General features: G+C 68.6%; 20 protein-coding genes. 12 read left to right on the top strand and 8 right to left on the bottom strand.

Annotation, left to right across the window (positions count from 1 at the left end):
• Positions 1-165: 165 nt before the first annotated feature.
• The 3 genes from CHC08_RS26475 to CHC08_RS26465 all read left to right on the top strand — a co-directional run bounded on the left by CHC08_RS26475 (position 166) and on the right by CHC08_RS26465 (position 1,824).
• The gene (locus CHC08_RS26475; RefSeq protein WP_218825496.1) at positions 166-558 is read left to right on the top strand and encodes a VanZ family protein; all 393 of its coding nucleotides are present in this window, start codon (positions 166-168) and stop codon (positions 556-558) included.
• Between the two features lie 150 nt (positions 559-708).
• Positions 709-1,461 (top strand): GntR family transcriptional regulator, encoded by a 753-nt coding sequence (locus CHC08_RS26470; RefSeq protein ID WP_089210081.1) that lies wholly within the window; start codon positions 709-711, stop codon positions 1,459-1,461.
• 126 nt (positions 1,462-1,587) lie between these two features.
• Positions 1,588-1,824, top strand: a complete 237-nt coding sequence (locus CHC08_RS26465) for a hypothetical protein (RefSeq protein WP_089210080.1) — start codon at positions 1,588-1,590, stop codon at positions 1,822-1,824.
• Between the two features lie 298 nt (positions 1,825-2,122).
• On the opposite strand, the gene CHC08_RS26460 is transcribed toward CHC08_RS26465, so the two are convergent.
• Positions 2,123-3,373, bottom strand: a complete 1,251-nt coding sequence (locus CHC08_RS26460) for a hypothetical protein (protein ID WP_089210140.1) — start codon at positions 3,371-3,373, stop codon at positions 2,123-2,125.
• Between the two features lie 134 nt (positions 3,374-3,507).
• On the opposite strand from CHC08_RS26460, the gene CHC08_RS26455 reads away from it, so the two are divergent.
• Together CHC08_RS26455 and CHC08_RS26450 are read left to right on the top strand one after the other, a co-directional pair.
• Positions 3,508-4,050, top strand: a complete 543-nt coding sequence (locus CHC08_RS26455) for a gamma carbonic anhydrase family protein (protein ID WP_089210079.1) — start codon at positions 3,508-3,510, stop codon at positions 4,048-4,050.
• Between the two features lie 166 nt (positions 4,051-4,216).
• Positions 4,217-5,560 carry a hypothetical protein gene (locus tag CHC08_RS26450; protein ID WP_089210078.1) on the top strand — a complete coding sequence of 448 codons (1,344 nt, stop codon included), beginning with the start codon at positions 4,217-4,219 and terminating at the stop codon, positions 5,558-5,560.
• 483 nt (positions 5,561-6,043) lie between these two features.
• On the opposite strand, the gene CHC08_RS26445 is transcribed toward CHC08_RS26450, so the two are convergent.
• From CHC08_RS26445 to CHC08_RS26420, 6 genes are all read right to left on the bottom strand, one after another.
• Positions 6,044-6,325 (bottom strand): metal-sensitive transcriptional regulator, encoded by a 282-nt coding sequence (locus CHC08_RS26445; RefSeq protein WP_089210077.1) that lies wholly within the window; start codon positions 6,323-6,325, stop codon positions 6,044-6,046.
• An 18-nt stretch (positions 6,326-6,343) separates the two neighbouring features.
• Positions 6,344-7,420: a glycosyltransferase gene (locus CHC08_RS26440; protein ID WP_089210076.1), complete on the bottom strand. Its 1,077-nt coding sequence runs from the start codon at positions 7,418-7,420 to the stop codon at positions 6,344-6,346.
• Positions 7,417-8,217 carry a hypothetical protein gene (locus tag CHC08_RS26435; protein WP_245878586.1) on the bottom strand — a complete coding sequence of 267 codons (801 nt, stop codon included), beginning with the start codon at positions 8,215-8,217 and terminating at the stop codon, positions 7,417-7,419. Before CHC08_RS26435 ends, CHC08_RS26440 begins: the two co-directional genes overlap by 4 nt.
• 331 nt (positions 8,218-8,548) lie before the next feature.
• Positions 8,549-10,696, bottom strand: a complete 2,148-nt coding sequence (locus CHC08_RS26430) for a heterodisulfide reductase-related iron-sulfur binding cluster (RefSeq protein ID WP_089210075.1) — start codon at positions 10,694-10,696, stop codon at positions 8,549-8,551.
• A 405-nt stretch (positions 10,697-11,101) separates the two neighbouring features.
• A complete protein-coding gene (locus CHC08_RS26425; RefSeq protein ID WP_089210074.1) occupies positions 11,102-11,719 on the bottom strand; it encodes a TetR/AcrR family transcriptional regulator in 618 nt (205 codons plus the stop codon).
• Between the two features lie 274 nt (positions 11,720-11,993).
• Positions 11,994-12,806, bottom strand: coding sequence for a sugar phosphate isomerase/epimerase family protein (locus tag CHC08_RS26420; protein WP_089210073.1), 813 nt, complete (start codon positions 12,804-12,806; stop codon positions 11,994-11,996).
• Between the two features lie 481 nt (positions 12,807-13,287).
• Here CHC08_RS26420 and CHC08_RS26415 point away from each other — a divergent pair, with 481 nt between their 5' ends.
• The 6 genes from CHC08_RS26415 (at position 13,288) to CHC08_RS26390 (ending at position 18,604) form a co-directional block, all read left to right on the top strand.
• Positions 13,288-13,986: a class I SAM-dependent methyltransferase gene (locus CHC08_RS26415; protein ID WP_089210072.1), complete on the top strand. Its 699-nt coding sequence runs from the start codon at positions 13,288-13,290 to the stop codon at positions 13,984-13,986.
• A gap of 151 nt (positions 13,987-14,137) precedes the next feature.
• Complete coding sequence (locus tag CHC08_RS26410; RefSeq protein WP_089210071.1) at positions 14,138-14,518, top strand: MerR family transcriptional regulator; 381 nt, start codon at positions 14,138-14,140, stop codon at positions 14,516-14,518.
• Positions 14,515-14,829 (top strand): thioredoxin, encoded by a 315-nt coding sequence (trxA, locus tag CHC08_RS26405; protein WP_089210070.1) that lies wholly within the window; start codon positions 14,515-14,517, stop codon positions 14,827-14,829. The genes CHC08_RS26410 and trxA overlap by 4 nt, the downstream gene beginning before the upstream one ends.
• Positions 14,830-15,015: 186 nt before the next feature.
• Positions 15,016-16,416, top strand: a complete 1,401-nt coding sequence (radA, locus tag CHC08_RS26400; protein WP_089210069.1) for a DNA repair protein RadA — start codon at positions 15,016-15,018, stop codon at positions 16,414-16,416.
• Positions 16,417-16,588: 172 nt separating this feature from the next.
• Entirely contained in the window at positions 16,589-17,674 is a 1,086-nt protein-coding gene (gene disA, locus CHC08_RS26395; RefSeq protein WP_089210068.1) for a DNA integrity scanning diadenylate cyclase DisA, read from the top strand.
• 456 nt (positions 17,675-18,130) lie between these two features.
• Positions 18,131-18,604: a carboxymuconolactone decarboxylase family protein gene (locus CHC08_RS26390; RefSeq protein WP_089210067.1), complete on the top strand. Its 474-nt coding sequence runs from the start codon at positions 18,131-18,133 to the stop codon at positions 18,602-18,604.
• A 163-nt stretch (positions 18,605-18,767) separates the two neighbouring features.
• Here CHC08_RS26390 and CHC08_RS26385 read toward each other — a convergent pair whose 3' ends face one another.
• Positions 18,768-19,448 carry a hypothetical protein gene (locus CHC08_RS26385; RefSeq protein ID WP_089210066.1) on the bottom strand — a complete coding sequence of 227 codons (681 nt, stop codon included), beginning with the start codon at positions 19,446-19,448 and terminating at the stop codon, positions 18,768-18,770.
• Positions 19,449-19,798: 350 nt separating this feature from the next.
• Here CHC08_RS26385 and CHC08_RS26380 point away from each other — a divergent pair, with 350 nt between their 5' ends.
• On the top strand, positions 19,799-20,674 hold the full coding sequence (locus CHC08_RS26380; protein ID WP_179282223.1) for an A/G-specific adenine glycosylase: 876 nt from the start codon (positions 19,799-19,801) through the stop codon (positions 20,672-20,674).
• Positions 20,675-20,767: the final 93 nt, after the last annotated feature.

The raw sequence follows: 20,767 nt of genomic DNA, 5'->3' as shown, positions 1-20,767 counted from the left end.
CGGCATGATTACCCCATGCAGCAGGCATGGAATGTATGGGGAAATATCATTATTGCGGCCGTTTTAGCTATTCCGTTCGCCTGCATTGGTATGTGCTTTCTCGCACTCCATCGCACCCGGAACGGACATCCGTTCCCCACTCGTACCGCCGTCGCCGATGTGATCATGGTGACCGGAACCACCCCCTGGATCTGGATGATCCTCACCCCGGGGAAGGGCGGAGCGAGCCTCAGCCTCACCCCGTTGAGGGACCTGTCAGCGATGCTACAAGGGCCGGTCGGGACGGCCTTCGTGCAGGTGGGAGGCAACCTGCTGGTCTTCGCCGCACTCGGCGCGATGCTGCCCGTCCGTTCGGCGCGGTTCGCTTCACTCACCCGGATCGCGGGCGTGGCGGCCGCCGCCTCGGTCATCGTCGAGCTCCTCCAGTACGGCCTGCGCCTCGGCCGGGTGAGCTCCGTCGACGACGTGCTGGTCAATACGGCGGGTGCCGTACTGGCAGCGGTCGTCACGCGCCGATGGTGGGCTTCTCGAATAGCGGCTGGGACCGTTCCACGTTAACGGACCGGGAAAACCCCCGAAGATCGCCACAAGGGCATGATTCTCCCAAAAGAAGCACGTTACCAACCTCCGTATCTGTGCGATCGTGGACAAGACGGGGCAAGTTCTCTGGAGACGCCAAACCCGGTTGGTGACAGAGGGTGATCGAACGTGCAGCAGTCCCCCGTACCTCCCGAACCTCCGATCTATCGGCGCATCGCCGACGGACTTCGCGAAGCGATCCTGTCCGGTGATCTCCAAGACGGGGATCGGCTTCCGGGCGAGAACGCCCTGATGGTGCAGTACGGCATAGCCCGTGCGACCGCCCGGCAGGCGCTGTCCGTACTCATCAACGAAGGACTGGCCGTGCCCAAGCGCGGATCGGGAGTGTACGTCAGGCAGTTCCGCCCCATCAGGCGGCACGGCTCGCGACGGCTCTCCCGCGAACAGTGGGAACGCGGCCAGGCGATCTGGGACTCGGACACCAGAGGCCGCCCCTACACCGTGGACGACGTGAACATCGACAGGGAGACCGCGGAGGAGTTCGTGGCCAGGGCGCTGAACAGCACCGAGGTGTGGGTGCGGCGGCGACGTTACTCGGTGGACGGGCGGCCGGTTCAGCTCGCCGTCTCCCATTTCCCCGCCGACCTGGTCGAGGACACTCCGATCACACAGGAGAACACCGGGCCGGGAGGCGTCTACGCGCGCCTCGGCGACCTCGGCCACGCCCCGGCGCACTTCACCGAGGAGGTGCGCGCCCGCATGCCCCATCCTCACGAGACCGTACAACTCGATCTCCCCGCCGGCACTCCGGTCATCGCGATCGCCAGGATCGCCTACACCGCGGCCGGTGTTCCCGTCGAGGTCAACGAGATGGTCCTCGACTCCGCCTCTTATGTACTCCAGTACGACTTCGACTCATAGATCAAGGCCATCCGTCAACCGATAGGTTGACCTGTCCCTCGCGATCATTGATTTCTCTAGAGAACTGACGCACCGTCGAAGGTGGAACGTCACAGAGACGGGCCTGGGCGCGGGGAAGGTGCACGGATGTCCTTCGATCGACACCTCGCAGAGATCGCCCGGGAGTTTCGCCACTGGACGATCTGGCGGAGTGACGCGGGCAGGTGGTGGGCCACCCGCCACCACCCGCTGACCGACGCCCAGCGTGACCTCGGCGCTGCGATGACCATCGACGCGGACGACCCGGACGAACTACGGGAGCGGCTGCAGAGCCAGGAGCGGTTGCGCAACCAACAGGAACGTTCCGATGACGTGGATACCTGATAGACCGCCCGGTGCCGGAGTCTGCGGATCTCACGCGGCCCCGGCGCCGGGCCCCCAATCGCGGAAGCCTCCGACCCTATCGGGGGCGGGGGCTTCCGCCCGACTTCTCATTGACTCAAGGGATCATCGGGACGTGGCATGTCGCCTCGACCGACCCCATCGCCTTCCCCCCGGCCCAAGGGGCCCCGGGATGCGGCCTGCCGTCCGGACCGACCCCATCGCCTTCCCCCGGCTCAAGGGGTCGCCGGGATGTGACACGTCGTCCGGACCGGCCCCGCCGCCGCTTGGCGGGCAGGCCTTACCTGCGGCGGGTGGCCGCGTATTCCTCTTCGGTCTCCTCGTCGTTCTTGCCCGGGGCCTGGCCCTGATTCGTGTCGGTGTCGTCGTAGACCTCGACGTGCCGGGTGTCCTGGTCGTCGCGGTTCTGGTCCCTGTCGTCGTCCTCGTCCACGATCACGCGGACGGCCTCGATGTCGGACGAGACGTCGGACGCGGCCTCCGGGCCGCCGGTCACGTGCACGACCTCGGATGAGGCATCCGGTTCGGCGTCGAACGAGGCGTCCGGATCGGCGCCGGACGTGATCTCCGGAACCTGGGCCTGCGCGGGAGCGACGGGGACGGGGAGAGCGGCCGTCTGGACACGGAACACCGGGAGCACCGAGGCCTCGTCGACCAGCTCGCCGGCGGAGCTCTCACGGTGGATCAGATCCCCCAGGACGGCGCCCATCTCGTGGAGGCGGCGCATGACCTCCTGGTGGGTGTCGGTGAGATAGGAGACCCGGCGGCCCGTGGTCTCGTCCAGGGCTACGGCGCGCTGCTGGGCGGCGTTCAGGGTGGAGTGGGCCTCGGCGTTGGCGGAGGCCACGGTCGACTCCGCCTCGGACCTGGCGCTGTTCAGGGTGGCCTCGGCCTCGGAGTGAGCGCCCTCGACCATCCGCTCGGCCTCGTTCCTGGCCGACGTGACCATCCGGTCGGCCTCGGTGCGGGCGCTGCGCAGGGTCTCCTCGGCCTCGCTGCGCGCCGCGTTGAGGGTCTCCTCGGCGTCTCCGCCCGCCTGGGAGAGCATCTGCTCGGAGGCCATCGTGGCCTGGGAGAACATCTGCTCGGCGGCGGCGGTGGCCTCGGCGACCCGTCGCTCGGCCTCCTGCTGGGCGGCGTTCAGGATCCCCTCGGCCCGCTCCTGGGCGGAGGTGACCAGCCGCTCGGCCTCCATGGCGGCGTCGTCGCGGAGCTTGGTGGCCTCAAGATCGGCGACCGACCTCTTGGAGGCCGCCTCCTCCTCGCCCAGCTTCAGGATCTGGCTGAGTCGCTGTCCAAGCTCGTCATAGTCTTGCGGAGAATCGGAAAGCCTCCGTCGAGCCTCGGACAGCTCGACCCGGCTCTGCTCGGTCTGATCAATCGCACGCGCGAGCCGCTCCTCAAGATCACGGATCTGGTTGCGGTTGCGGTTCATGTAGTCGTGAACCTGACGACGGCTGTAGCCGCGCATGACGACCTCGAACGAGTCCTCATGCATCAGGTCGGGAAAACTCTCGTGCTGGTTTGTCATGACACTGCCCATTGAGGTCGCGTGGCGGGAAAGGAGACGTAACGACTTTCCTGCTTACTGCCCCGGTCCGCAACCTGAACGCATGACCGCGCGCGGAAATATCGGACACGCCTGCCCCCCGTACCATCGGTTTCATGAACGCCACGCCGTACATCGCCTCCCTCGACGGTGATGCGATCCCACAGATCCATCCCGACGCCTACGTCGCCCCTGGCGCGACGATCGTCGGCCGGGTACGGCTGGGCCGTGCCGCCAACGTCTGGTACGGGGCGGTGCTCCGCGGTGACAACGAGTTCATCGAGGTCGCGGAGGAATGCAACATCCAGGACCTGTGCTGCCTGCACACCGATCCCGGGCTGCCCACCGTGCTCGAAGCACGGGTGAGCCTGGGTCACAGGGCCGTGGTGCACGGCGCCCACGTGGAGTCCGGCGCGCTCGTCGGCATCGGTGCGATCGTGCTCAACGGCGCCAGGATCGGCGCGGGTTCGCTGGTCGCGGCAGGTGCCCTGGTGAGCCCCGGTAAGAAGATTCCGGCCGGGGTGCTCGTCGCGGGCGTCCCCGCGAGGATCGTCCGCGAGCTCACCGACGACGACCGCGACTCCTTCGCCCGGACCCCCGCCACCTACATGGCCAAGGCCGCACGGCACCGAGCCGCCGTCGCCGTCCCCCCGGCCTGAGAACCGCGACCGCCGTCCGCCCGTCACGAGAGGCTCGGCCACGCCGTGAAACCCACCGCCCCGCCGGCGCGGGAGCCGCGACCGGCATGTCCGCTGCGCGCCGATTCGGCCCTTTAGGACACCGGCGGGATACCGATCGCTGACGATCCCGCGAGCCATAGGTAACATGACCGCCGTGTGGCAGTGGGACGGTTTTGACGCCATCGAGAGGGATGTGCGCACCATGGTCGCCGACCCCAGGTGGGCGGCGCTCCCGTCACTCGCGCGCGCCCAGGCCATCGCGCTGCGCACGCTGGCCGTCCCCGACGGCGGGCGCTGGCTGTTCGGCGCGCACGCCAGGTGGTACCGCCAGGACCCGGCCGACGGCCGCTGGCACCTGACCGCCCCACCCGTCGACCGGGGCTTCCGCGCCGCGGCACGGGTCGTCCAGGTCACCTCGATGATCCTGCCCCACCTGGTTCCCACCGGTCCCGACTTCACCACCGACCGGGGATCCGTCCAGGGGTTCATCGGCCCCGACGTGCCCTACGAGATCACCGAGCGGGTCCGCGACCTGGTCATCGCCCAGCGCGGCAGGCGCAGGGAGGACTTCCCGCTCACCGGGTCGTTCACCGAGATCTTCGCCAAGGAGGTGGCCAGCCCGGTCGCCGCCATCTGGGGCACCCTCATGTGGTGCGCCTACGCCCCCGCCTTCGACGGCAACGAGGTGCTGCTGTCGATGTTCGGTGAGTTCCTCGCCCGCCCGTTGCCCGGCGACGAGTGGGTCCGCTGGCTCCCCGCCGCCTCGCTGGACGACCTGGTCGCGCTGTACGGCGAGCGGGTCAGGGCGGGGCACCCCGAGGCCGCGTTCCGGCTGGTCGCACTGATGGCCGACACCGCCGACGCGGTGCGGGACGACCCCAGGTTCCGCCGCAGGGCGGACGCCCTGCTGATCATGCTCGACCCGTTGCTCCGCCGGATCGCCCAGGACCACTCCGTCGCCCATCACGGCGACGACGCCGTACGGCAGGCATGGCTCTCCCGCCGCCCGCCCCACGTGACGCTGCCGGACTCCTCGCCGGGGGAGCACTTCCAGCACGCGATGTACGACCTGGTCCAGGCGCTGGCGTTCCTCGCGCCCAAGGGCGCCGACCCTCGGGCGGTGGCCGCCTCGCTGCTCGCCGCCGACCTGGCGGCGTTCGCGCCCGGGGCGGCCGACGGGCTCTATCCGTGGCTGGATCCGGAGCTGCGCCACATCCTCCACGTGGTGCTCGGCGACCCGTCGCACCCGCTGCGGGGGTGCTGGCCGCGCTCGGGAGAGCTGCCCTCCGCGCTCCACCCGCCCGACCGGGCCGCGGCCGCGGCTCTTCTGGGCGCCGCCTACGCCACCGGGCTCGCGTGGTGCCGCCTCACCGGGACCGCGGTGCCGGGCCGCGGGTTCGCCACGGCCTCCGCGCTCGTGCACCGCCTGACGCACGAACGGGACGACCCCGTTCCCGGGGCATCAAGCACCTACCCGCGCCCCTTCTGACAGGCATCAGCATGGTTAAACCACAAATAGAGTCATTTCATCCTTACCCTCCCTATAGCCTTCTGGCTCCCCAGGTATCGGACAATTGCCTGAATTGTGATCTCGCAATCGGGAAATGATCCTTCCGAGGGCACGGTGGCGGCGCAAGGAATGGTCCCGATGGGCCATGGGCACGAAAGACCGCCCGCCGTAACCTCGAAGTGGGTGTGGGCTGCGGAAGGAAGGACGACGCGGTGGGGCACGACGACCTGGACTCTAGGGTCCATGACCGTGTCGCGTTGGACGAGATCGCGCTCTATGCCGAGGTGCTTACCGCCGTCGCCATCAGCGAACGGCCGCTCACCTTGGTGGAGCTCGACAACGCGCTCGGATTGAGTGCTTCGGCGATCTGCTGAGGCCGTTGGGAAAACCGTTTCGACGATCTGGTCCCGGACTCCTCAGGGGAGTCCGGGACGTGGTCGGAAAAGATAGTCCGGTGACTAGTCACGACCTGACGAGACGGGCGATCGCCGCCGACGCCTCCTTGACCTTCTCCTCAGCCTCCGGGCCGCCGGTGTTGATGGCATCGGCCACACAGTGGCCGATATGGTCCTCCAGCAGACCGAGGGCCACCGCCTGGAGCGCGCGCGTGGCAGCCGACACCTGTGTCAGCACATCGATGCAGTAGGCATCCTCTTCGACCATCCGCTGCAGGCCCCTGATCTGTCCCTCGATCCGACGCAGCCGGGTCAGATAGGCCTGCTTGTCTCCGCTGTACCCATGCATGTCCCAACGGTACCCGTGTCAGACACGGTGAGAAGTGACCGCGATCAGTTTCTCCCACTGCTCGGCCACCGAGGACGCCCCGTGGGCGGCAGCGGCCTTCAGCGCCCCCGCCGCGAGCTCCCGGCGCCGGCGCTCGTCGTCGATGAGCCTGAGCAGCGCGGACGCGTAAGCCTCGATCTCACCGTCGCCCTCGGGGACCAGAATCCCGCTGTGACCGTCGGCCACGAACTCGCCCGGCCCTCGCGGGCTGTCGAACCCGATCACCGGCACCCCGCTGGCCATCGCCTCGATCACGGTCATCCCGAGCACCTCCGCCCTGGAGGTCGTCGCCACGATCGACGCCTTGGCGAACTCGCCGGTCAGGTCGGAGGTCGTTCCCATGAAGTAGACGTGGTTGTGCAGGTTCAGGTCCTGGACCAGGGCCCGCAGGCGCTTCTCCTCCGGGCCTCCGCCGTACAGGCGCAGCCGCCAGTCGGGGCGTCTGTCGGCGACGACGGCGAACGCGCGGATCAGCCGATCGTGGGCCTTCAGCGGCACCCAGCGTCCGCCCGCCGCGACGATGCGGTTGTCCATCCGCGAGCGCGGCCAGGGCCCGGCGGGCAGCGCGTCCGGGATCTGCCTGACCCCGACGCTCCCCTTCAGCAGGAGCTCCCATTCCTCGCGGCTCGTCTCGGTGGCGGTGACGACCGCGTCCAGGCGCGGATAGAACTTCCTGATCGGCCCCGGCACCGGCGGGCGGCCCCACTCGCGCGCGATCCGCACCATGTCGCGCGGCGCGTGCCTGGCCACCTGGACGCTCAGTCCCGGCCGGGTGCTGATGAGCACGTCGGCCTTGAGCGCACGCAGCCGCCGCCACAGGGCCACCTCGGTGCTCATCTGGCCTCGCGGGAGCAGGCGGCGCACGTTGGGATGCGCGTCGACCACCCAGGACAGCTCCACCCTGGGCTCCACGGGGAAGAAGGGTCGCTCCCTGTGGCGCCGTACGCTGAGGATCTCGACGTCATGGCGTTCCGCGAGCTCTCCCGCGAGGTTGACGACGGACCGGACGTCACCGCGCATTCCGTAGACCGAGGGGATGAGCAGGCAGATCTTCACCCGCCCACTTCGATTCTGAGCTCGTCGTCCGCGGTGTAGCAGGGGCGGATCGGCACCCCGTCGATCTGCGTGGCCGGGTAGTGCAGGCGGCGGCGCTTGCCGTCCACGTCGTCCAGCCGGGAGCCCAGGCGGAGCGGCGCGGCCAGGCCGTCCACCCGCAGGGAGGGTTCCCAGGTGCCGGGTTGCTCGGGCGCGGCGTCGAGCACGTCGCACAGGGAGAGCGCGGCGTGAAACCGCACCCCCTGGACCGTTGCAATCGCACTCAGTTCGGCGTCGGACCAGCTGTGGCGCAGCGCCAGCCGCGCCTCGTGCCGGGACTCGTCGTCGTCGAAACCGGTGAAGGCCAGAAGCCCGGTGACCTCGAAACGGCCCTCCCGGAACCACACGGAACGGACCTCGGCGGCCGGCAGGGCGTCGTCGACCTTCAGCGCCAGGAAACCGTTACGGGTCCGGTAGGCGCGGTAGGCCAGGGTGCGGCGGCTCAGCGCGTAGGCGTCGAGGCGGTCGAGGGAGAATCCGGGATCGATGCTGGGCAGGCGCGTGCGCGTGCCGTCCTGTTTGAGGTAGGTGTCCCAGCGGCCGGGGCCGAGCTCCAGAGGCGCGAGCGAGACCGCGAGCGTGGCGTCGCGCGCCTCGGCGCCCGGAGCGCCCAGCACCACCCGGCGTTCGAGAGAGGTGGCTCGATGACGCAGGATCAGCTCCATGCCGTCGGTGAGCGGTTCATCGATGGACAGCCGAAGGGACAGAACATCGGCCAGGGTCACTTCGGCATCGGTGACAACAGCGCGCACCGTCACGCCCCCTCCCCGTCGAATGAGCTACGCGACGTTGAGGCTACCGTGATTTTCCCGTTATGTGGAGAAAGGTTTTCGAACCAGATGTCCTTTTCCCGCAAACTTGACCGAATGTCAGATACGGCTGCGGAAAATGCGGGCCGTATCCGACTGATGTCGAGCCGGGGCTCAGAACACTCTGAACCGCCGTCGAACCGGGACTCGGAACACTTCGAACCGCCCGTCGAGCCGGGACTCAGAACACTTCGAACCGCCCGTCGAGCCGGGACTCAGAACGCTCCGAACCGCCGTCAGGCCGGGGTTCGGAGCGCTCCGACCGTCATCGGTCCGGGGCTCAGGAGGCTCCGACCGGCTGACCCTTGATGGACTTGATCAGAAGCTGGGAGACGTCCACGACCTCCAGCGTCTCCTTGGCCTCGCCCGAGCTCTTCTTCTCGTTGATCGAGTCACCCAGCATGACCAGGCAGAACGGGCACGCGGTGGAGATCGTGTCCGGGTCGGTGGTCAGCGCCTCGTCCACGCGCTCGGTGTTGATGCGCTTGCCGAGCCGCTCCTCCATCCACATCCGCGCGCCGCCCGCGCCGCAGCAGAAGCCGCGGTCCTTGTGGCGGTGCATCTCCTGGGTCTGCACGCCGGGGACCTTGGCCATGATGTCCCGCGGCTGGGAGTAGACCTTGTTGTGGCGGCCGAGGAAGCACGGGTCGTGGTAGGTGATCTTCTCTTCGATCGGGATGACCGGGACGAGCTTGCCCTCGTCCACCAGCTTCGCCAGCAACTGGGTGTGGTGGACGACCTCGAAGGTGCCGCCGAGTTGCGGGTATTCGTTGGCGAGGGTGTTGAAGCAGTGCGGGCAGGTCGCGACGATCTTCTTGACCCCGGCCTCGTTCAGCGTCTCGATGTTCTGCTTGGCCAGCATGTCGAAGAGAAACTCCATGCCCAGACGGCGGGCCGGGTCGCCGGTGCAGGCCTCCATCGGGCCGAGCACCGCGAACTTGACCCCCGCGATGTGCAGCAGCTCCGCGACCGCCTTGGTGGTCTTCTTGGCCCGGTCCTCCAGGGCGCCCGCGCAGCCGACCCAGAACAGGTATTCGGTGTCCTCGGGCATTTTCTCGTCGATGAGCTGGATCTCGATCGGATCGTCGCGGTTCGCGAGCTCCTCGATCCAGTCGGCCCGCTTCATCTCGGACATCCCCCACGGGTTGCCCTTGTTCTCAAGGTTCTTGACCATGACGCCGGCCTCGGACGGGAAGTTCGACTCCACCATCACCTGGTAGCGGCGCATGTCGAGGATGTGGTCGATGTGCTCGATGTCCACCGGGCACTGCTCGACGCAGGCGCCGCAGTTGGTGCAGGACCAGAGCACGTCCGGGTGGATGACCCCGTCCTCGCCGACCAGGGGCTTGTTCAGCAGGGAGAGAACGTCCTCGTGCAGGTCGGCGCGCTGCTCCTCGGTGGCCATCAGGTACGGCGCGATCTTGAAGGCGTGGTCGCGCTGCTCCAGGATGAGCATCTTCGGTGACAGCGGCTTGTCGGTGTTCCAGGCCGGGCACTGGTCCTGGCAGCGACCGCACTCCGTACAGGTGTAGAAGTCGAGGAACCCCTTCCAGGTGGTGTCCTCGATCTTGCCCCGGCCGAGCCTGTCGCCGTCGAGGTCCTCGTCCTCGAAGTCGACGATCTTGCCGTCGATCCGCATCGGCTGCGCCGCGCCCATGCCGTCGGGACGGCGGGAGAACATCACGTTCAGCGGCGCGGTGAAGATGTGCAGGTGCTTGGAGTTCACCACGATGACGAGGAACACCAGCATGACGCCGATGTGCAGGAGCAGCCCGACGTGCTCGATCACCTCGTTGGCCGAGGCGCCCAGCGGCTTCAGCAGCGCGGCGACGCCCTCGGAGGCGAACGCCCCGGACGCGTAGGGGAGGTTGCCGGTGTTGATCGCCGCACCACGGAAGAGGAGCATCGTCCAGATCACGTTGAAGATCATGAAGAGGACGAGCCAGGCGCCGCCGAGGTGCGATCCCGAGAAGCGGGACTTACGTCCCAGCCTCTTCGGTGAGTTCTTGATCCTGATGACCGCGAAGGCGATCAGGCCCAGGAAGGCCGCGACCGCGATGAAGTCCTGCAGGAAGCCCAGGACCGCCCAGGTCCCGATGAGCGGGATGTGGAAGTCGGGAGTGCCGGTGATCGCGCCCTGGATCAGGGAGCCGTACGCCTCAAGATAGACGGTCGCCAGGATGAGGAACGCCCACATCACGAAGGCGTGCGCGACGCCGGAAGCCGTCCACTTCAGCAGCTTCCTCTGCCCCAGGACCTCGACCAGCTGAGCCTTGATCTCCTCGCCGACGTTCTTCCTGGCGTACTCGATCCGCTCGGGTGCGGCCGGCCCGATGGTGGCGAGCCCGTAGAGGAACAGCACGCGGCGCGCGGCAAGCGTGACCGCGACGGCTGTCATGATCAGCCCGATGATCGCTACCCAGAGCACAGATCCTCCCAAGACGGCGTTGGCTGCCAGCGTACGACCGCCGGTCATCCACGGTGACGACGGGTCATCAACGATCCTACCCGTGAGTAACTTTCTCTCCGAGCCGAGATCGCGTTGTCGGTAGTCACCATACGGTCAAACCAGTACCCAGAACAATGCTCTGTATACCGCTGCATGCCGTCCAGGATCGCCCGAAGGCCACGGGGATCCGTACGGTGCGGGCCGTGGCTTCGGCTTTCACGGGCCGACGGTCCGGCACGAGAGGGCTTATCGGGAGAGGCATCCCTCGTCCGGCACGGCCGACGGGATCGCCGAGCTCCTCGGCGGCCGGCGTGGGGGCCTTCGACGGGCGGCGCGGGAGGGCCTGCCGAGGGGGCGTCCCCGGCGTTCACGCCGGAGGGGAGGTCACCGGGGCGGATCGAGATAGCGCTGGATCGTGGGCGCGAGCAGCTCGACCAGCTCCTCGATGTCGATCGAGGCGAGTGGTTCGAGCTCGACGACGTAACGCATCAGGACCACGCCGAACATCTGGGCGAAGGCCACCTCCATCCGGATCGGCGGGATCTCGAGGATCTCCGCGACCCGGTTCAGCAACGCCTGCGTCACGAACTCGCGGATCATGACGACCATCCGGTCGTTGGTCATCGCGGTGCGGACCAGCGCCAGCACGGGCTGGCGGGCCTCGGCGTCGGCGGTCATCGTCAGGATGAACCGGACCAGCCGCTCACCGATCTCCTCGCGCGGCCCCGCGAGAATCGTCGGGATGACGTTCGCGGGGTTGATCGGCAGCTCCATGGCCGCGACGAACATGCCCTCCTTGCTGGTGAAATAGTGGTGGACCAGCGCCGGGTCCACCCCCGCCTGGCGGGCGATGCCCCGGATGGTGGCCTTGTCGAACCCCTTCTCGGAGAAGGTCTCGCGCGCCGCCGCGAGGATCTGTCCCCGCGTGTCGGCCGTCCCCGGCCTGCGTCCCGGGCGCCTCTTGACCACCGTCGCCGGCTCTTCCGGCGGAGGTTCGGTCATGTCGTGCTCGCTGATGTCCTACTCGCTTACGGCCGGTTGGCTCACGCGCCGCCGTTCACCGGCGCGCTGCCAACTTACGGATGGTTCAGCTGACACGTTCCAACTTACGGATGATTCGGACCAACTTACGGGTGGTTCGGCTGACACGTTCTTATTTACGGATGGTTCGATTACCTGCTTACGGATAGAAGGTCCACCCGTGCGCCGTTCGCCTGAGCGCTCACCGATCTCACGCGCCGGCCTTCACCCGTCGGCTCTCACACGCCGGACGACCTCACACGTTGGTCGACGCGGCGAGGTGCAGGCGCGCGAAGGCGAGGGCCTCGGTGAGGTCGTCGATCCGCTCCGTACGGCTGGCGGCCTTGCGCGTGTTGATCTCCAGCACGACCAGCCCGTCGTAGCCGTTTCCCGCCATCCGCTCCAGGATCGGGGCGCAGGGCTGGCCGCCCCGGCCGGGAACCAGGTGCTCGTCCTTGTTCTGCACCCCGACGCCGTCGGCCAGGTGCAGGTGGGCGAGCCGGTCACCGAGCTTGGTGAACATCTCCAGGGCGTCGGACCCGGACACCGCAGTGTGGGAGAGATCCAGCGTGACGTGCGGGAAGTCGTAGTCGACCGGATTCCAGTCGGGTGAGTACGGTACGACCTCGTTGCCCCTGGCCTTCAGCGGGAACATGTTCTCCACCGCGAAGACCACGTCCGTCTCATCGCGCATCCTGGCGAGGCCGACCTCGAAATCGCGTGCGTAGTCGCGCTGCCAGCGGAACGGCGGATGCACCACGACCGTTCTGGCCCCGACTCGCTCGGCGGCCTTCTGCGCCCGTTGAAGCTTGGCCCACGGGTCCTTGCCCCAGACTCGCTGGGTGACCAGCAGGCATGGCGCGTGGATGGCCAGGATCGGCAGTTGGTAGTGGTCGGACAGTCGCTCCAGAACATCGACGTCCTGGCTCACGGGATCGGCGCCCACCATGATCTCGACGCCGTCGTATCCCAGCCGCGCGGCCAGCTCGAAGGCGTCGGGGGTGCGTTCGGGGTACACCGACGCGGTGGACAGCGCGATCTTCGCCCCAGGTACTCGGATGGCACTCATACAACTTCCTTGTCTCCGGCTCGGAGCACACGCTCGCGAACGCCGCCGTGCCCGATGGCTCGCTCGCTTCGCTCACTCACGTTTGCCAGCCTAAGCGCGTCCTGAGAAGAGTGGCGTGCAGCCTCACCGGACATCTAGGGCGGATGCCCCCATCCTTCGGGGCGGGAGGAGGCTCTTCCTGCGTTTTCTCGTGGTGTACAGGTCGGGCTCGGTGGGGCTGGGATGTTCCGCGATAGCCAAGCGGGATGTGCTTGTCAGTCACGTGGGATGTGCGTGTTTGAGCGCGGCGGGGCGTGCCGTGTCCGCGCGGGAAGGCTTCGGGGTTGCCCGGGCCGATGAACCGCGAACCGGCAGACCCGGCTGAAAGGCCGGGTGCTGGAATCCTCGATTTTCAAACCGGGGAGGACGTCAATGATGCAGTGGAGATCACATCGCCAGGACGGGGGTCCTGTAACGGTTCAAGCGTCGCTACGGTAATGGCATGCCGCGGTTCATGAAGGGCGCCATCCCCAGCCCCAACATCTGGAACACGCCCCAGATCTACGAGGTGGAGAACCGCGCGGTGGACCCCGAGGGCCGGGTCGAGGCCGCGATGACGGCCATCCGGCCGTGGACCGGGGCGACCGTCCTCGACATCGGTTGCGGCACCGGCTACCACCTGCCGTCCCTGTCGGCCACGGCCGCTCGCGTGATCGGCGTCGAGCCGCACGAAGACCTCGTCCGGCTGGCCCGGCAGCGCTGCCGGGCCCTGCCCAACGTCGAGATCCACGCGGCCACGGCCCAGGCGCTACCGCTCGCCGACGCCTCGGTGGACGTGTCCTTCGCCCGCTGGGCCTACTTCTTCGGCCCCGGTTGCGAGCCGGGACTGGCCGAGCTCTCCCGGGTCGTACGGCGAGGCGGCGCGGCCTTCGTGATCGACCTGGACCCCACGCGCGGCGCCTTCGGCCGCTGGTTCAGCCAGTCCATCCCCGCCTACTCGGCCAGGTCCGTCGAAAGGTTCTGGAGCCGTCAGGGCTGGCACACCCAGCGCCTCGACCTGCGCATGTCCTTCGACCGCCGCGACGACCTGGAGGCGGTGCTCCGCATCGAGTTCACCCCCGCGATCGCCGAGCGGGCCATCGCCGAGACCCCCGGCCTGGAGATCGCCTACCCCAACGTCCTGCGCTGGAAGCTGTTCTGACCGCCCACCCCACGACGGCGAACGCCGCGACGAGGGACGTCGAAGGACACGGCGACGACGGAGGGACGGACGGAGGAACAACCGGCTCGTCGCAGGTGCTTGACCTTGACGTCGGTGTCAACGTTTATCGTGAGGCCAAGGGGAGGGCCGAATGCGGATTGGGGAGCTCGCGCGACGGGCCGGGGTCAGCACCCGGGCTCTGCGCTACTACGAGCAGCAGGGCATGATCGTGGCGCGGCGGACGGCCAACGGCTACCGGGAGTACGGCGAGGCCGACCTCAAGCTCGTCACCGAGATCCGGTCGCTGCTCAGCGTCGGGTTCACCCTGGAGGACGCCCGGCCGTTCGTGGCCTGCCTGCGGGCCGGGCACGAATCCGGAGGATCCTGCCCCGAGTCGGTGGCGGTCTACCAGCGCAAGCTGACCGAGATCGACGACGAGATCCGCACGCTGCTCACCCGGCGGGCAGAGGTGGCCGCACAGCTGACCACGGTCTGTCCCGGATGCGTACTGAGGAAAATAGGAGAATCATGATCACGCTGACCGCCGAGAACTTCGCCGAGCAGGTGCTGGAGAGCGACAAGCCGGTCCTGGTCGATTTCTGGGCCGATTGGTGCGGGCCCTGCAAGATGATCGCGCCCGTCCTGGAGGAGATCGAGGCCGAGTACGGCGACCGCGTCACGATCGCCAAGCTCAACGCCGACGAATACCCCGAGATCACGGCCAAGTACGGGGTCCTCGGCCTGCCGACGCTCAACCTCTACAAGGGGGGCGAGGTGGTCCAGCAGATCAAGGGCGCCAAGCCCAAGCGCCTGCTCCTCGCCGACCTCGAAGGCCACATCTAGGCAGGACCGCTCCGGGGTCGCCTCCGGCCCCGGGCGACGGGGGCCGTGCCGTCCGCCACCGAGCCCGCTCCGGCCCGGGGCGGGTGACGTCTGTCCGGCAGGGTGGAGTCCCCCGTGACTTTTTTCACCGGGTAGGGCACGCCGTACCGGGTGAAAGTTGTCGGTCCCTGCCGGTACCGTTCGGCCATGGTGAAGAAGGTCGGCTATCGCTGTGCCGAGTGCGGATGGCAGACCGCCAAATGGGTGGGGCGCTGTGGCGAGTGCCAGGCCTGGGGCACGGTCGCCGAGGAGAATGCCCGCGGAGGCGTGCACGTGGCCACCGCCGGGGCGGTGTCGGCTCCGGCGGTCCCGATCGGGCAGATCAAGGCCGAGGTGGCGCACGCGCGCAGCACCGGGGTTCCCGAGCTCGACCGGGCCCTCGGCGGCGGCCTGGTGCCCGGCGCGGTCGTCCTGCTGGCCGGTGAGCCCGGCATCGGCAAGTCCACGCTCCTGCTGGAGGCAGCGGCCAAGATCGCCCGGCAGCAGACCGTCCTCTACATCACGGGCGAGGAGTCCGCCGCCCAGGTGCGGGTCAGGGCCGACCGGATCGGCGCGATCCAGGACCGTCTCTACCTCGCGGCCGAGACCGACCTGGGCGCGCTGGTGACCCACGTCGAGCAGGTCCAGCCCGACCTGCTCATCGTCGACTCGGTGCAGACCATCGGCTCCGCTCTCGCGACCGGCGTTCCCGGTGGGGTCACGCAGGTCAGGGAGGTCGCCGGCAACCTGGTGCGGCTGGCCAAGGAGCGCGGCATGTCCACGGTGCTGGTCGGCCACGTCACCAAGGAGGGCTCGATCGCCGGTCCCCGCACGCTGGAGCACCTGGTCGACGTCGTGCTCCACTTCGAGGGCGACCGGCACTCCCGGCTCCGCATGGTCCGCGCGATCAAAAACCGGTACGGCCCGGTCGACGAGGTCGGCTGCTTCGACCTGCACGAGGGGGGCATCGAGGGCATCGCCGACGCCAGCGGCCTGTTCGTCTCCCATCGCGCCGAGCCCGTCCCCGGCACGTGCGTCACGGTCACCCTGGAGGGCACCCGGCCGCTGCCGGCCGAGGTTCAGGCACTGGTCGCCAGGACCGAGGCCCAGCAGCCCCGCCGCTCCTCCTCCGGGCTCGACACCTATCGGGTGACGATGGTGCTGGCCGTGCTGGAGCGGCGGCTCAACGCCAAGCTCGGCGGCTGCGACGTGTTCACCGCGACCGTGGGCGGCATCAAGCTCAGCGATCCCGCGATCGACCTGTCGGTGATGCTCGCGGTGGCCAGCGCGGCCGGAGACAAGGCGCTGCCGTCCGGGCTCGTCGTGCTGGGCGAGGTGGGCCTGGCCGGGGAGCTGCGCCCGGTGCGCGACGTACGGCGCCGCCTGTCGGAGGCGGCGCGACTGGGCTTCACCCGCGCGCTGGTCCCCACGGGCTCCCTCGACACGGGCAAGAAGCGCAACGGCGAAAACTCCCTGGTCCCGGTCGCCGGGCGCGGGGCGAACTTCGCACCCGGCTTCGACGTCGTCGAGGCGCAGAATGTCTGGGACGCACTCACACACGTCACATAAATCACACACGTTCGGCGACCGGCGGCCCCGGTGGCGACCTCGGCGCGGTGATGACCGGCGGATCCGGTCAGAATGCGCGGTCACCGTATTGGGGTGTGATCCTCCGCCGATTCCGGCCCTCACGGAACCTTCGCCGGTAAGCTGAGCGTGATACGCGGACCACGGGGGTCATGTGGCAGCAACCTATAGAGGTCTCGACGAACGCCGCAGAGGCATTCTGGCCGCGGTCGCCCCAGGCACCGCCTTACGCGACGGCCTGGAGCGCATCCTCCGCGGTCACACAGGCGGTCTGATCGTGCTGGGCTATGACGACACGGTCGAGGAGATCTGCAGCGGCGGGTTCGAGCTGGACGTCGAGTTCTCCGCGACGCGACTGCGTGAGCTGGCCAAGATGGACGGCGCCATCGTCCTCAACTCAGGTGATCTCCAGATCGTGCGCGCGGCCGTGCACCTGATGCCCGACCCGTCGATCCCCACAGACGAGTCCGGCACCCGTCACCGCACCGCGCAGCGCGTGGCGGTGCAGACGGCCTTCCCCGTCATCTCCCTCAGCAAGTCCATGAGGATCATCGCTCTTTACCTGGACGGCATCCGCTACGTGCTGGAGGAGTCCGCGGTGATCCTTTCCAAGGCCAACCAGGCCCTGGCCACGCTGGAGCGCTACAAGATGCGCCTGGACGAGGTCTCGGGCACGCTGTCGGCGCTGGAGATCGAGGATCTGGTGACGGTCCGCGACATCGCGGTGGTCGCCCAGCGACTGGAGATGGTCAGGCGCATCTCCGACGAGATCGCCGGCTACGTCGTCGAGCTCGGCACCGACGGCCGGCTGCTCTCCCTGCAGCTGAACGAGCTGGTGGCCGGCACCGAAAGCGACCGCGAGCTCATCGTGCGCGACTACCTGCCCGCGACGGGCCGCCGCCCGCGCAAGTTCGCCGAGGCCCTGCACGACCTCGACCAGCTGTCCTCCGACGATCTGCTCAACCTCTCCGCCGTGGCCCAGATCCTCGGCCACTCGGGCAACGACGTGCTGGAAGGTCCGGTGAGCCCCAGGGGCTACCGCCTGCTGGCCAAGGTTCCCCGCCTTCCCGGCACGGTGGTCGATCGCCTGGTCGACCAGTTCGCCAGTTTGCAGAAACTCCTGGCCGCCAGCATCGGTGACCTCCAGGAGGTGGGCGGGGTCGGCGAGGCCAGGGCCCGTCACATCCGGGAGGGCCTGTCGAGGCTGGCCGAGTCGTCCATCCTGGAGCGCTACGTCTAGGCGGTTTCATCTGGATCAGCGAGCGGGCCGGTTCAGCTGGACCAGCGAGCGTGCCGGCTCAGCTGGACCAGCGAGCGTGCCGGCTCAGCTGGACCAGCGAGCGGACCGGAGATCGAGCGGGCTGGAGGAAGGTCTCTGCGCGTGGAGCCGGGCCGGAGGAGGCCCGCGACCATGAGAGCCGGGCGACGTCTCGGCAGCGGTGCCGAGCTTCGTCGTAGGTGGTCGCTGCCGCGGTGTGACGGCGGAAACGCACGCCGCATTTGTTGACGTCGCCGTAGACGGACGACCCTGCCGCGGGCCGGCGGGGAGACGCACGTCACATTTGTTAGCGTCGTCATAGGTGGACCCTGCCGTGGGCGACAGAGAGACGCACGTCACATTTGTTCCTGTCACATCTCGCCGAGCCATTACGTCAGAGAGGTGTAACCACCGACAACGGCAAGGAGTGAGTGCACCATGGATGCACGGTTGAACGCCTTCGGCAACCCGGTCGCGGGCAAGTTCCTGAAGCACATCGTCTCGGCGGGCAAGGTGGTCTCGGACTCGACACTGCCGGCCGCGACGCAGGAGCTGGTGAAGATCCGCGCCAGTCAGATCAACGGCTGCGGCTTCTGCACCGACATGCACACCAAGGACGCCACGCACGCCGGGGAGACCTCGACGCGCCTCAACCTGGTCGCGGTCTGGCGGGAGGCCACGGTCTTCACCGAGGCCGAGCGCGCCGCCCTGGAGCTGACGGAGCAGGGCACCCGCATCGCCGACGCGGCCGGTGGCGTCCCGGACGAGGTCTGGGCGAACGCCGCCAAGCACTATGACGAGGACCAGCTCGCCGCCCTGGTGTCGCTCATCGCCCTCATCAATGCCTTCAACCGCCTGAACGTCATCATCCAGCAGCCCGCCGGCGACTACCAGCCCGGTCAGTTCGGCTAACGAGGAGCACCTGGCCGGGGCCGTCGGGGCCACCGGTGCCGTCTCGCACCAGCGGCAGCACACGTCCCGGGCCCCGGCTCGCCGGCGCCCGGGGCGTTGCTCCGGCGCACCCGGCGTCCGGCGTCCGGCGTCCGGCGTCCGGCGTCCGGCGTCCGGCGAGAATCTAGCGGAGGTGGAAGACGGTCTTGGGGCTCCTGAGACCGGGAGCGCGGGCCACGGCCACGTAGGTGCCGGGACGGGCAACGACCTGATCAGCCTTGCAGTCGGTGCCGGACCGGCGACGATCCCATTCGACCTCCCGGACGTACGGGATGCCGCGCTCAAGCTTGCGGATGTTGTCGATCTCTCCGCCGACGCAGTCGGCGGAGGACCAGACGCGGTCGTTGCCGGAGGTGATGCGAACCTCCATCCCCCGCGGCCCGACGTCGACCGTGCACATCTCATCGCCGATGTTCACCAACGTGAGAACGAACCGGGGCTGGCTGCCCGGCGCGTAGACCTCTCCCTGGTCCGCCATGTTCAGCACGAGGTCGGGGGAGTCGCAGACGTCCCCCGGTCGCTTCTGCCGGGAAATCTCCTGGGCCCTTTCGGACTTCGACGTCGGGCTCGGCGTAGGGCTCGGAGAGGGACTGATCGTCACGGTGGACAGGATCGCCGGCAACGGATCCGGCGTGGCCGATCGAGCACCCGAGGCACTCTCCTCCGACGCGTTCTCGGGACCGCTCGTCGAGGAACAGGCCCACGCCACGACCGCGACCACCACGAGCACCCCGACGAGCGCGGCCATCCGGCGCCGCCAGTAGACGTCAACGCCTATATCGTTGCGGAACGTGTCCGGATCCATACACACAGTATGGAGAGTCCTTTCGCTCCGTGGGGAACGACCCGCCGCCACCCTCATCCGTTTCAGCGGTCGAAGACAGACGAAAACGGCCCAAGCGGGCCTGCTCCGGCCCCGCCGAAGGCAGATGAAGACGGGCGAGCAGACTTGATCCGGCGGTGCCGAAGGACGGATGCACGGAGCGAACAGACACCATCCGGCACCGCTGAGGGCAGACACCGTCGAAGGCCGGTGAAGGCAGATCGGCAGACCCGCTCCGACACCACCGAAGGTGAGGAGCGGACCCACTCCGGGTCCGCCGAAGGCCGATGAAGGCGGGGCGAGCAGACCCGATCCGGCACTATCGTCGGAAGGTGCCCGAGTCGAACCGCCTGCTGGAACCCATTCTCGACTGGTATGCCGAGAGCGCTCGCGACCTCCCCTGGCGCACACCCGACGCCTCGCCATGGTCGATCCTGGTCAGCGAGATCATGTTGCAGCAGACGCCGGTGGTCAGGGTGCTGCCCGTCTGGATCGAGTGGATGGAGCGCTGGCCGACGCCGGCCGCCCTCGCCAAGGAGGCTCCCGGCGAGGCCGTACGGCACTGGGGCCGCCTCGGCTACCCCCGCCGGGCCCTCAACCTGCACGCGTGCGCCCGGGCGATCACCGACCATCACGGCGGCGAGGTCCCCTCCGACCACGCCGCCCTGCTGGCCCTCCCCGGCATCGGCGAGTACACCGCGGCCGCGGTGGCCAGTTTCGCCTTCAAGGGCCGCCACGCCGTTCTCGACACCAATGTGCGGCGAGTCCTGGCGCGGGCCGTGAGCGGCGAGGAATACCCGCCGAAGGCCACCACGCCCCCCGAGCGCAGACTCGCCGCGTCACTGCTCCCCGACGCCGACCGCGCCCCCGTGTGGGCGGTCGCCGTCATGGAGCTGGGCGCCCTGGTCTGTACGGCCCGCGCCGCCCGTTGCGCGGACTGCCCGATCAACGACCTGTGCGCCTGGCGCCTGGCGGGCAAGCCCGCCTACGACGGCCCCGCCCGCAAGGGTCAGACCTACGCCGGCACCGACCGCCAGTGCCGGGGCCGCCTCCTCGCCGTCCTCCGGCAGTCTCACGGCCCCGTCCCCAAAGACGCTCTCGACGTGGTCTGGGACGACGCCCCGCAGCGTGAGCGCGCCCTCGACGGTCTGATCACGGACGGTCTGGCCGAGGTCCTCGACGACGGCACCTACCGCCTTCCCGGCTGACCGGCGCGGCCGGTGGATGCGGCCGTCTTCCCTGTTGATTTATCCGGCTGCCCGACCGGTGGGTGCCGCCGTCTTCCCCGTTGATCGGCGCGA

The organism is Streptosporangium subroseum (assembly GCF_900188345.1).
Lineage (GTDB): Bacteria > Actinomycetota > Actinomycetes > Streptosporangiales > Streptosporangiaceae > Streptosporangium > Streptosporangium subroseum.
This window is presented reverse-complemented; position numbering and strand designations above follow the sequence as displayed.

What these genes read in the sequence shown, in the direction of transcription:
- CHC08_RS26475 (WP_218825496.1), top strand. Translation starts at nt 166, where the DNA reads ATGGTGACCGGAACCACCCCCTGGATCTGGATGATCCTCACCCCGGGG.
- CHC08_RS26465 (WP_089210080.1), top strand. Translation starts at nt 1,588, where the DNA reads ATGTCCTTCGATCGACACCTCGCAGAGATCGCCCGGGAGTTTCGCCAC.
- CHC08_RS26460 (WP_089210140.1), bottom strand. Translation starts at nt 3,373, where the DNA reads ATGACAAACCAGCACGAGAGTTTTCCCGACCTGATGCATGAGGACTCG.
- CHC08_RS26455 (WP_089210079.1), top strand. Translation starts at nt 3,508, where the DNA reads ATGAACGCCACGCCGTACATCGCCTCCCTCGACGGTGATGCGATCCCA.
- CHC08_RS26450 (WP_089210078.1), top strand. Translation starts at nt 4,217, where the DNA reads ATGACCGCCGTGTGGCAGTGGGACGGTTTTGACGCCATCGAGAGGGAT.
- CHC08_RS26445 (WP_089210077.1), bottom strand. Translation starts at nt 6,325, where the DNA reads ATGCATGGGTACAGCGGAGACAAGCAGGCCTATCTGACCCGGCTGCGT.
- CHC08_RS26425 (WP_089210074.1), bottom strand. Translation starts at nt 11,719, where the DNA reads ATGACCGAACCTCCGCCGGAAGAGCCGGCGACGGTGGTCAAGAGGCGC.
- CHC08_RS26420 (WP_089210073.1), bottom strand. Translation starts at nt 12,806, where the DNA reads ATGAGTGCCATCCGAGTACCTGGGGCGAAGATCGCGCTGTCCACCGCG.
- CHC08_RS26415 (WP_089210072.1), top strand. Translation starts at nt 13,288, where the DNA reads ATGCCGCGGTTCATGAAGGGCGCCATCCCCAGCCCCAACATCTGGAAC.
- CHC08_RS26410 (WP_089210071.1), top strand. Translation starts at nt 14,138, where the DNA reads ATGCGGATTGGGGAGCTCGCGCGACGGGCCGGGGTCAGCACCCGGGCT.
- trxA (WP_089210070.1), top strand. Translation starts at nt 14,515, where the DNA reads ATGATCACGCTGACCGCCGAGAACTTCGCCGAGCAGGTGCTGGAGAGC.
- radA (WP_089210069.1), top strand. Translation starts at nt 15,016, where the DNA reads ATGGTGAAGAAGGTCGGCTATCGCTGTGCCGAGTGCGGATGGCAGACC.
- CHC08_RS26390 (WP_089210067.1), top strand. Translation starts at nt 18,131, where the DNA reads ATGGATGCACGGTTGAACGCCTTCGGCAACCCGGTCGCGGGCAAGTTC.
- CHC08_RS26385 (WP_089210066.1), bottom strand. Translation starts at nt 19,448, where the DNA reads ATGGATCCGGACACGTTCCGCAACGATATAGGCGTTGACGTCTACTGG.